Origin of the sequence: uncultured Aurantimicrobium sp. (assembly GCF_936931525.1) — a bacterium.
In the GTDB taxonomy this organism is placed as follows: Bacteria; Actinomycetota; Actinomycetes; order Actinomycetales; family Microbacteriaceae; genus Aurantimicrobium.
The window spans coordinates 1-10,369 of sequence record NZ_CAKZII010000087.1 but is presented as its reverse complement, the minus strand read 5'-3'; the positions used below and the strand labels follow the sequence as shown (position 1 = coordinate 10,369).

10 protein-coding genes and 1 pseudogene are annotated in these 10,369 nt (G+C 54.5%); 1 reads left to right on the top strand and 10 read right to left on the bottom strand.

Annotated elements, in window-relative coordinates:
• The 7 genes from Q0362_RS04060 to dapE form a co-directional block, all read right to left on the bottom strand.
• On the bottom strand, window positions 1-644 hold a 644-nt coding region (locus tag Q0362_RS04060), incomplete at its 3' end, for a hypothetical protein (protein WP_298120071.1).
• Window positions 641-994, bottom strand: coding sequence for a hypothetical protein (locus tag Q0362_RS04055; protein WP_298120069.1), 354 nt, complete (start codon window positions 992-994; stop codon window positions 641-643). The genes Q0362_RS04055 and Q0362_RS04060, both read right to left, overlap by 4 nt.
• A 5-nt stretch (window positions 995-999) precedes the next feature.
• Entirely contained in the window at window positions 1,000-2,787 is a 1,788-nt protein-coding gene (locus tag Q0362_RS04050) for a TIGR03767 family metallophosphoesterase (RefSeq protein WP_298120066.1), read from the bottom strand.
• A gap of 123 nt (window positions 2,788-2,910) precedes the next feature.
• Window positions 2,911-4,008, bottom strand: a complete 1,098-nt coding sequence (locus Q0362_RS04045) for a low temperature requirement protein A (protein ID WP_298120073.1) — start codon at window positions 4,006-4,008, stop codon at window positions 2,911-2,913.
• A gap of 162 nt (window positions 4,009-4,170) precedes the next feature.
• Window positions 4,171-4,341, bottom strand: a complete 171-nt coding sequence (locus Q0362_RS04040; RefSeq protein WP_298120064.1) for a DUF3117 domain-containing protein — start codon at window positions 4,339-4,341, stop codon at window positions 4,171-4,173.
• A 113-nt stretch (window positions 4,342-4,454) separates the two neighbouring features.
• Window positions 4,455-5,639 carry a hypothetical protein gene (locus tag Q0362_RS04035; protein ID WP_298120060.1) on the bottom strand — a complete coding sequence of 395 codons (1,185 nt, stop codon included), beginning with the start codon at window positions 5,637-5,639 and terminating at the stop codon, window positions 4,455-4,457.
• 14 nt (window positions 5,640-5,653) lie between these two features.
• Window positions 5,654-6,736 (bottom strand): succinyl-diaminopimelate desuccinylase, encoded by a 1,083-nt coding sequence (gene dapE / locus Q0362_RS04030; RefSeq protein WP_298120057.1) that lies wholly within the window; start codon window positions 6,734-6,736, stop codon window positions 5,654-5,656.
• A 31-nt stretch (window positions 6,737-6,767) separates the two neighbouring features.
• On the opposite strand from dapE, the gene dapD reads away from it, so the two are divergent.
• Entirely contained in the window at window positions 6,768-7,715 is a 948-nt protein-coding gene (gene dapD / locus Q0362_RS04025) for a 2,3,4,5-tetrahydropyridine-2,6-dicarboxylate N-succinyltransferase (RefSeq protein WP_298120053.1), read from the top strand.
• Window positions 7,716-7,734: 19 nt separating this feature from the next.
• Here dapD and Q0362_RS04020 read toward each other — a convergent pair whose 3' ends face one another.
• From Q0362_RS04020 to Q0362_RS04010, 3 genes and pseudogenes are all read right to left on the bottom strand, one after another.
• Window positions 7,735-8,778, bottom strand: a complete 1,044-nt coding sequence (locus Q0362_RS04020; protein ID WP_298120050.1) for a zinc-dependent alcohol dehydrogenase family protein — start codon at window positions 8,776-8,778, stop codon at window positions 7,735-7,737.
• A 61-nt stretch (window positions 8,779-8,839) separates the two neighbouring features.
• Entirely contained in the window at window positions 8,840-10,147 is a 1,308-nt protein-coding gene (locus tag Q0362_RS04015) for a citrate synthase (protein ID WP_298120046.1), read from the bottom strand.
• Between the two features lie 102 nt (window positions 10,148-10,249).
• Window positions 10,250-10,369 (bottom strand): annotated as a pseudogene (locus tag Q0362_RS04010) (succinyldiaminopimelate transaminase); the annotation flags it as partial.

Sequence of the window (10,369 nt, the reverse complement as noted above, 5' to 3'; positions counted from 1 at the left end):
ATCAGGGCCCAGGCAGTGAAGAACCACGCGACGGCAACACCGACGATGACCCAGATGACTGTTCCACCCAGAATTCCTCGAAGGAAAAACTCGGTGAAACCAAGGATGACGTAACCCAACAGCGCCATAACAGTGATGATGAGCGCTGTGATGAGCCACCGCCAGAATCGTTGACCAACAATTCGGAAATTAACGGCCACAGGGTTCTTTTCGCCCTTGACACTTGCCAGCAAGACAAAAGGCGTCACGGCTAGAACAACAATTCCAGGCCATGTGAAGAGTGCAAAACCAAGTGAGGCGAGAACACTCAGAACAATGAGCCAGAGTAAGAACCTCAGCCCATGCTGTCGCAACTCGGCCAACACTAATGGCCAGGTCACTCGACGGGTCAGAGCACTCTGAGCGGTTACAACGACACAAGCTAGGGACAGGACGAATACAAGCGCGCTGACGACGCTTGAGAGGATGTTTAATCCGCTATCCAGCGGGGAGTAGGGAAAAGAACTCATGATTGCTTGAATCAGAGCATTAATGAGCACAACAGGGATAAGCACCTGCCACCCTCGCCACATCACGAGGAATGCTCGCGATAGCGCTGAAATCCGATAAGTTGCCGGTTTCAACGCCTGAGCTGAAGTACTCATAGTTCCCCCCGTGCCGCTTTCTCAAGAACATCCGAGATAGAGCCCTGGTAGATGGTTTCTGTGCCTAGTTTGACCACAACGAGTTTGTTGCCGTCGAGAAGTGACTGTGAGATGACCTCAATGTTTTCTGTAGTGCTTCCGAGGCAGTTAATTTCTGTCTCGCTTTGAGTACACACAGGGGCTTCTAGGAATTCATACCCTTCAGCAAGGACGAGATCGATGGTTGCGGTGCGCACACCCGCCAATGCGTCTCCACCAACAGGTTTGAGAGCAGCAATTTGGGAAGCACAGCCAGTCAATGCCACAAGGATGAGTGCAACCGATGCACTCAGAGCGAGACTCTTTTTCACGCTGTTCATAGTTTCCACCCCGCTTCCCACGCCATCAGTCTTGCTTGGTTGGTGATGTTGTTTCGTTCGATATCCGCATCGCTGATACTCGAAAGGTCGAACGGTGCAGGCACTAACAGTTCCGTGTTGCGATCTAGTTCAGACCCGATCCGCAATGTCGGGCCATCAATCCAGTTGTTCGCAGCAAGTTGTCGACTCCAGCTCGCCAATGTGGCTTGCGTCAGCGGACCACTGGGGTCAACCGGTGCAGCGTGATCCACAACTGTCGTGAAGATGCTGAGTGTGCCATCGCGGTTGTCGACGAATTCCACCATTTGTTGCTGTTGGGGGAAGTCGATGCATGAGGCTGTGGTGATCTCCCAGAAACCGCCACCATCGCTCTTCTTGTGCGCTGTGATGGTGTTGTTGTGAGTGTGGCCGTTGAGCCAGGCCACCATATTGGGGAAGCTCTGCAGCATGGTGATGAGCTCATCTGCATGAATCAACTTTTCTGGGGCAGTTGCCAGTTCTGCATCGTTTTCCAGCGTGAATGAGTTGTGGTGACTGAGAATTACAGCAAGCTTGCCTTCAGATTGCGCTTTTTCAAGACCAGCTTTGAGCCACAAGAACTGATTTTCTGGAAGTGCGCCGTCAGCTCCCACCACCTGGTTACAGGTGTCGAGTCCAAAGAAACGCACACAGTTATTGATGTCTGCGCTCCAATAGGTTTTTCCTGTATCCAAGTTCTCCTGAGTGAACCCGTGCCCGACCGGGCCCGGGTTTGGCATCGTCTCAAAATGAGCCTTCATGAAGTCTTGCTGCTCAAGGAGCTTTCGCGCTGGATCAGCAGTGACAGCCTTGCTTCCGAGATGCATCCCGTTGTTGCGCAGTGCGGTGTTGATTGAACGACCAAACGCACTGGTGTCGGTTGACCAGTCACCGATGTAGTCCAGACCCAGTGCTTTCCAGTCATAAAACTTACGATCGCCAATAGCAAGTTCTTTCAATCCTGCTGGAACTCCAAATGTTCCGTAGAACGTGGAGTCGTGGTTACCGTAGACGCCATACCAGGGCACCGGCATTCCGCCACTGTTCACGGTTCCCGTTACTGCCGCTTCAAGGAGACCCTCAATTTCGGGGAATCCGTAGTCACCAAACCAGTCACCATTGGGGTTTTCTGGATGGTAAGCCCAATACGTTTCGTCCCATCCTTGGACGCCTTCGTATTTACCGGTAGCACCTGAATTTGGAACGATCTCTTTGCCGTCGAGCAGATCGACGTACCAGCGGGTTTCCAAATTGCTGAGCATATCTGCGCTGTCACCAGTGACAAAGGCAGCGGCAAGGGGAGCGCCTGTGACGGGGGAAATTCGGAGCTGGGAAATGCTTTTGACCATCTCTGCAGCAACCTGAGTTGTCAAGACATCCTGCGGCCGAAAAGCACCGCCCCACAAACTTTGGCTTTGCTCCAACAGAGGCTCTAATCGCGCTGGGCTTTGGGCATCCATGATGTGAATGTCAGAGAGGTGACCAATGTACAGAAGTGAGCGACGTGTGTTGACCCGAGTTGCTGCTGCAGCTCTCCCGAGGAGATCCACCCGGGTTTCATATGCTTCTCCTGCTGCAGCAACGAGCTTGCGGTATTTGCCGCGAGTAACGGAACCAAAACGAATCGTTTGAAGCAAAGTGCTGGGGGCATCTGCCCCGATTGCACGCGAACTCGTGAGGTTTCCGAGTTGTTCAAAAGGAATAGCCCACACAGCCGCCATTCCGGCAATCGCAGCAATGAATTGGCGGCGGCTCAATCCGGCCATGTGACATACCCCTAATGAGAAACATGAGAAAGTTCAATATTTGATTACGAGCTTAGAGCTCACTGAGAAGAACTTCACACGGATGGCGAGGAAATCTCGTCATTGCACTGAATAAATTGTGTTCTAGACAGGAATTGGTTTTTTGCGCTCAAAGAGATGGCTCACGAGAGCATCCCCGAGAAACACGAGGGCAGACAAGGTCAGGGTGCCACTACCAAAGTCGTAATTGTCATCAGCGCCGGCAATGGAGAGAATCAAAATAATGGCAGCAGCAATGAGATGGACGGTCTGGATTTTTGTCCATCGCAGTTCATCGAGATAGTGAAGCCAGATGAGGGCAAGCAACAAGGCCACGAGCGGCAGGGCAGTCCAGTTGTCCGAGCTCCACCCTGTCACCCCAGGTATTGGGGTCAAAATTGTTTGTGACGCAAAGGCGGCAACGGCATTCGCACTACACACCACCAGAACAAAGTGAGCTGCAAATCGTGCTGCGGAATGGCGGACTGACTCGGGGCGAGCAAACTGTGCCAGCTTGGGAAAATACATCAGCCAGATCGAGAAAACAACAACGATGACCAAGACGAAAAACAGAGGTTGCGGAATCGAGCCAATAGCACCCAGCGTATTCACCAAGAAAATAAATGCCTCGCCGAGAACGATGAGGAGGAGCATTCCAAATCGTTCCTGAAACTCATGAATCTTGAGCGTTGAGTCTTCTGAGATTCGTTGCGAAATCACCTGAGCAGACCCAGCCAACATGACTGCGACTCCCGCGATAAAGAATCCTGTCGCGGCTGACTCATCAGTAAACACTCCGAGAGCCGACAATGCAGATCCGGTGAAGAAGATGATTGCCGCCACTACGAGCCACGGAATAATGCGTTGCGAATACGCAACGTTTCTATCGCTGAGAATGAGGCCCACTAGAGAAAGCACGGCAATGCCGACCCCGAGGAGCCCCCAGATGCCCGTCAGTGCTGAATCCCAACTGAGCGAGATAGACATCAAAGAGAGCGAAATGATCTGCAGTAATCCGAAAAGTTTTTGCATTGCATTTCGGCCTGAGTTTGAGAGCAACTCAAGAGAAGTCAATATCCACAGTAAGTAAAGAAATAAGTTGCACACGAGGATGAACCCCATGACCCCCCAGGTTGGCTCATCAGAATAAAACTCTGTGGTGAGGCCAAACGCTGCAGCAACAACGAGGTCGTAAAAAAGCATGAACCACAACACTGGACTCGGTGCCGGGATATCTAGGTTCTTTTTCACGCATCCAAATCTACGCGAACGGGTATGAAAAATTGTCACTGAAGAAATGCGGACATTGAAAACACAAAAGAACCCCGCTCCGAGGAGCGGGGTTCTCTAAAAAAAGACGTTGAACTAGGCGGGTACTACCGCTGCCAGTACGTCGTGAAGCTCCTTCGCTTCAGCATCGTTGACAGAGACGACCAGACGGCCACCGCCCTCGAGAGGAACGCGCACAATAATGAGGCGACCTTCCTTGACAGCCTCCATGGGTCCGTCGCCGGTCCGTGGCTTCATTGCAGCCATTTAGGCCACCCCTTTCACTTACTTTGTGTACTTCTATTATCCCGTATTGTTTGGTGCCCAAAAACCACTTGAAGGGCCCAAACAGCTTCGGAATCCGTTGTTTCGGACGCTATTTAGGGCGGACTCCAGTCGTATCCGTCAATACGCCAGCAGATCAGGAGCCAGCCCCACTGCAGCACGATAAACAGCACCACCATGATCACGCGATAGACCTTGGACTTCGGTGCTGCAATTGCCCCGAGCGCAGGGAATAAGGGAGCCAGCAAACGGAAGGTGCTGGACTGGGGAAAGAACACCGCGAGCACATACAGCGCATAACTTGCCAGCCAGAATCTCACGTCCACGCCAAGCTTCTTCACTGCAGGAGTGAACAGGAAGATGGCAAAACCCAGCACAAGAGCACCGAGGAAGACATAGCCCCCGACTTCGGGATAGCCAAAGTTAGTGGTCCACCACTGTGCTGCATGAATCCACGGCGTGAAGGGAACAAGTTCCTGGTAGCCAATATAGGCAGAACGCCAGGCAAGCTCAGTATCAAGATACGCGTTGGGAACTCCGGTAACCCAGCCTGCAATAAAGAGCCAGGCAAAGCCTGCCACTGCGCTCACCAGCGCTACAAATGCCACCAAAACCCGCTCACGCGTGGGGAAACGTGTTCGCTTTCGCTTCGCAAAGCGGTAAATCCAGTGCAACCCAATAGCCAATGCCACGGCAAGTGCACCCGGCCTGGTCAGCGCCAACACAATGACGACGGGAATAACCCAGCCATAGAGCCTGCGCTGCATCAACAGAATGACGAGAGCAATCAGGAACAGCTGCATCGACTCGGCATAGGCCAGCTGGAACAGCGGCGACACCGGCGAAACTGCGAACAGCACAATGGCAAAGAGTGCCTGCTGTGCAGGCACGTGCTTGATCAAGACCTTGTAGAAGACCAGCGAAGCTGCCAGGGCAAACAGCACCGAGACGAGCACACCCGAGATACTCCAGGGCAACCCCGTGATGGCCATGAGTCCACGAACGATGGCCGGATATGCAGGTAAGAACGCCCAGGCGTTCTCAGCTACGTGGCCATCTTCGGTATAGGGAATCTCGTGGGGGTATCCCACCTCGGCGATGATGTTGTACCAACGGCCATCCCACATCGTGGAGAAGTCCCAGAGCGAAGGCTGGGCACCGGTCCACGCATTCTCTGCTTGCTGGCTCGCCAGCACCAGCAGCATGACGGTGGAAATGGCTCGGCCGAGCAGGAAAACTAAGGTGACCTGGAGCCACCAGGGCAGTCGAGTTTTTGTCATCCCCCGAAAACCAATTACGTGCTCAGCCAGCTGCGTAGTGCGCGCTCGCACTCCAGGATCTGGGAGGTGAGCACACGCTCATCATCAGTGTGTGCCAGGGAAGGGTCACCGGGGCCAAAGTTCACCGCAGGAATACCGAGTGCCGAGAAGCGTGCCACATCTGTCCAGCCATACTTAGGGCTGGGTTCAGCGCCCACTGCAGCAACAAAGTCCTGTGCCAACGCAGCGGTCAGTCCAGGCCTGGCACCCTCTGCGCTATCTGTCACAACGACATCAAATCCGGCAAAGACCTCTTCGACGTGAGCAAGTGCCTGGGCAACGTTCTTATCGGGAGCGAAGCGGTAGTTCACGGTCAGCACTGCCTCATCAGGAATGACATTGCCTGCAACCCCTCCAGAGACTCCCACAGCACTGAGGCCTTCGCGGTAGTCGAGACCATCCACGGTCACGGTGGCGGGGCTGTATGCCGCTAGGGCTGCCAAAGCGGGTGAAAGCTTGTGAATGGCATTTTCTCCCTTCCATGCGCGTGCTGAGTGTGCTCGCACGCCGTGCGTGCGCACCTCCACGCGCAGAGTGCCATTGCACCCACCCTCCACGGTGGAATTACTGGGTTCACCCAAGATGGCGAAGTCACCGTGCAACAGTTCTGGGGACTGAGCTGCAAGTCTGCCGAGACCGTTCAGCTCCGAAGCAACCTCTTCGTTGTCGTACCAAATCCAGGTGATGTCATATGCGGGCTCAGTGAGTTCTGCAGCCAGTTTCACTGCCACAGCCACACCAGCCTTCATATCGACTGTTCCCCGACCCCAGAGCCATTGGGCACCTTCGTCTTCGCTGTAACGAACAGGAAGGTTGTTATTCACCGGAACGGTGTCGAGGTGACCAGCAATGACGACGCGGTGAGCACGGCCCAGGTTCGTCTTCGCAACCAAAGCATTGCCGTTACGAATGAGCTCAAGATGGCCCAGGCCAGACAGAGCAGATTCAATAGCGTCTGCCAATGGCTTCTCGTTGCCCGAGACCGACTCAATGTTGCAGATGTCTGCGGTGAGCTCCACGCTTGAACGCGACAGGTCAAGCAAAGGCGTGGAGGACATAAGCCAAGTTTATCGCCGGTAACCTAGAGGCATGGTTTCTACGCAGACGAACACGCACGCTTGGGGTTATGGTCTGGCAACTATTGCTGGCGATGGCACTGTTCTCGACACCTGGTTCCCTTCTCCTCAATTAGGGCAACTGCCTGCCGGTCGCGACAAGTGGATTGTTCCTGCCGAGATCGAAGACCTCGTCGGCGAGGATGCCCGTCGCAATGTGAAACTTGAAGCAGTCACTATTGAGATCAGCCTGACTGAGCCTGCCAACGGAGCATCCGATGCTTATCTGCGCTTGCACTTGCTCTCCCACCTGCTCGTTGCCCCCAACACCATCAACTTAGATGGCATCTTTGGCCAGCTTCCTAACGTGGTGTGGACTAATGCAGGCCCCGTCCACCCCGATGACTTCAGCAAGTTGCGTCCGCTGCTTTTGCGTGCAGGCATTCAGGCTCAGGGAATCGACCGATTCCCCCGCCTGACCGACTACGTCACTCCTGATCGCGTGCGTATCGCTGATGCCTCTCGCGTTCGCTTGGGTGCTCACTTAGCTCCCGGAACAGTGATCATGCACGAAGGCTTTGTGAACTTCAACGCCGGCACTCTTGGCACCTCGATGGTCGAAGGCCGCATCTCTCAAGGTGTTGTCGTCGGCGATGGTTCCGACATTGGCGGTGGCGCCTCGATTATGGGCACCCTCTCCGGTGGTGGAACAGAGAAGGTCAAGATTGGTCAACGTTCGCTCCTCGGAGCGAACTCCGGCATTGGTATCTCCATCGGAGATGACTGCGTAGTTGAAGCAGGTCTCTATGTGACCGCTGGCACCAAAGTGAACGTCATCGATGGCGAGAACACTACTGTGCTCAAGGCCAAAGAGCTCTCTGGCGTGAATAACCTGCTGTTCCGCCGGAACTCGCTCACCGGTGCTGTTGAGGTCACCTCACGCACGGGCGTGGGCATCGTGCTGAACTCAGCACTGCACTAATCAGCAAAAGTTTTCAGCACTACGGCTGAATGATGGTGACGCCAGGCTCTGTTCCAGTGCTCATCTGAGACAGAGCCTCTGGCACAGCGTCCAGAGGGATTCTGTGGGTAATGAAGGTGCCGGGATCAATGATTCCGGCAGCAATATCTGCCAACATCTCTGGGTAGGCAGCTGCTGCCATTCCGTGAGATCCAAGTACCTGGAGTTCTTTAGCGATAACCACGTGCATGGGCACCGTTGCCTTGTCGCCGATCTTGGCGGGCAAGAGCAAACCAATCTGAACATGTCGACCTTGAACCCTCAGACTCTCAACCGCTGCCTTGGCGGTGGGAATACTTCCCAGCGCATCGACAGAGACATCCACGCCACCTGGAATTGCTGCCTTTATCGCTTCGACAACGTCCACTTCTGCAGCATTGAACACATGCGTAGCACCCACCTGCGACGCTAGAGCAAGTGCCTCGTTGTTCACGTCAACTGCAACCACAGTTGCCCCGGATGCGGCGGCAATCATGATGGCAGCTAGACCAATTCCGCCGCAGCCAAAGACAGCAACAGTTTCACCGGATTGAACCTCAGCAACATGCTTGATGGCGCGGTAGCTGGTGGCAAATCGACAGCCCAAGCTCGCTGCCACATCAAAGGTGACCTCATCGGGGAGGACAACAGCGTTGAAATCGGCTCGAGGGATAGCGACATACTCGGCATAGGTGCCCGGACCACTGAAACCTGGCTGCCACTGATCAGGGCAGACCTGAGCATTCCCAGACGCACACCAGGAACATTCCCCGCAGCCACAGACAAAAGGAAAGACAACACGGTCACCGACCTTGAGGGTGGTAACACCTGAGCCCACCTCGTCAACGACACCGGCAAACTCATGCCCAGGAACATGAGGGAGGACCGTGATGTCGGGGTCATGTCCTTGCCATGCATGCCAGTCAGAGCGACAGAGGCCTGCAGCTTTGACCTGAATAACTACTCCGTCAACAGGGGCGACTGGGGTCTCTCGTTCTGCAACGTAAAGGGTCTCACCAAAGCCATCAAACTGAACTGCCTTCATAGCGACCACACTACCTGCGAGAAAAAAGAAAGCCCCTCAGTTGAGGGGCTTTCTGCTCTGACTAGTTGAAGCCAGGAAGGTTACGCTGCTGCTCGCCAATGTAGAGCTGCTGTGGGCGACCAATCTTGGTCTGGGGGTCGAGGTTCATCTCGCGCCAGTGACCGATCCAACCAGGCAGGCGTCCCAGTGCGAAGAGCACAGTGAACATACGCGTGGGGAAACCCATGGCCTTGTAGATCACGCCGGTGTAGAAGTCGACGTTGGGGTAGAGCTTGCGCTCCTTGAAGTAGTCATCCTCGAGAGCAATGCCTTCGAGTTCCTTCGCGATACCGAGAAGTGGGTCGTTCACACCGAGTGCTGCGAGAACCTCGTCTGCGGTGTCCTTGACCAGACGTGCACGGGGGTCGTAGTTCTTGTAAACGCGGTGACCGAAGCCCATTAAGCGGACGCCATCTTCCTTGTTCTTGACGCGCTCGACATACTTCGAGACAGACTCACCAGAAGCCTGGATCTCAGCAAGCATGGAAAGAACTGCTTCGTTTGCACCACCGTGAAGTGGACCGAAGAGGGCGTTGATACCAGCAGATACGGAAGCAAACATGTTTGCATCTGTGGAACCGACGAGACGAACAGTCGAAGTCGACGCGTTCTGCTCGTGGTCTGCGTGCAGGATGAGCAAACGCTCAAGTGCGTTGACCACGACAGGGTTCTGAACGTAAGGCTCCGCCTTGTTACCAAAGGTCAGGCGCAGGAAGTTCTCCACGTAGGAGAGAGAGTTGTCTGGGTAAAGACGAGCCTGACCGATGCTCTTCTTGTGAGCGTAGGCAGCCATGACGGGAAGCTTGGCCAAGAGGCGGTAGGTCGAGGTCTCGACCTGCTCTGGGTTCTTGGGGTCCAGAGAGTCTTCGTAGTAGGTCGACAGCGCGGACACACCAGCAGAAAGAACAGGCATGGGGTGTGCGCGGCGGGGGAAACCGGAGAAGAAGTCCTTGAGGTCTTCGTGCAGCAGGGTGTGCATGCGGATCTTGTCTTCGAAGTTTTCGTACTCAGTCTGAGAAGGAACTTCGCCGTGGATCAGGAGGTAAGCGGTCTGTAGGAAGTTGAGGTTCGTGGCCACCTGGTCGATGGGATAGCCGCGATAACGCAGAATTCCCTGCTCGCCGTCGATGTAGGTGATTTTCGACTTGGTGGAAGCAGTGTTGACGAAGCCATAGTCCAGTGCGGTCAAGCCAGTCTGCTTGGTCAGCGAGGACAAATCGATGGAAGGAGCACCCTCGGTGCCACGAAGGACCGGGAATTCAACGGTCTTTCCGCCATAGGTCAGCGATACTACGTCGCCGGTGGGCACTGAATTAGTGGCTTCAGTCACGAAGACTCCTTGTGGATACTGTCTGGGTGAGAGGGTTCAAAGTCGTTCCGTTATGCCGGAATACCCCGATTTATCCAAGCCTATTGGCAAAAAGTGCTCTAATTACACACTCAATAAGCGCCTGGCAGCCTCAGCTATGCGTTCGTCTGTTTCTGTCAATGACAGGCGTACGTGGTTGGGATAGAAATCTCCATAGAAAACACCTGGGCCAGCAATGATTCC

Coding starts and splice junctions, on each gene's coding strand:
- Q0362_RS04050 (WP_298120066.1), bottom strand. CDS start 2,787: ATGGCCGGATTGAGCCGCCGCCAATTCATTGCTGCGATTGCCGGAATG.
- Q0362_RS04045 (WP_298120073.1), bottom strand. CDS start 4,008: ATGCTTTTTTACGACCTCGTTGTTGCTGCAGCGTTTGGCCTCACCACA.
- Q0362_RS04040 (WP_298120064.1), bottom strand. CDS start 4,341: ATGGCTGCAATGAAGCCACGGACCGGCGACGGACCCATGGAGGCTGTC.
- Q0362_RS04035 (WP_298120060.1), bottom strand. CDS start 5,639: ATGACAAAAACTCGACTGCCCTGGTGGCTCCAGGTCACCTTAGTTTTC.
- dapE (WP_298120057.1), bottom strand. CDS start 6,736: ATGTCCTCCACGCCTTTGCTTGACCTGTCGCGTTCAAGCGTGGAGCTC.
- dapD (WP_298120053.1), top strand. CDS start 6,768: ATGGTTTCTACGCAGACGAACACGCACGCTTGGGGTTATGGTCTGGCA.
- Q0362_RS04020 (WP_298120050.1), bottom strand. CDS start 8,778: ATGAAGGCAGTTCAGTTTGATGGCTTTGGTGAGACCCTTTACGTTGCA.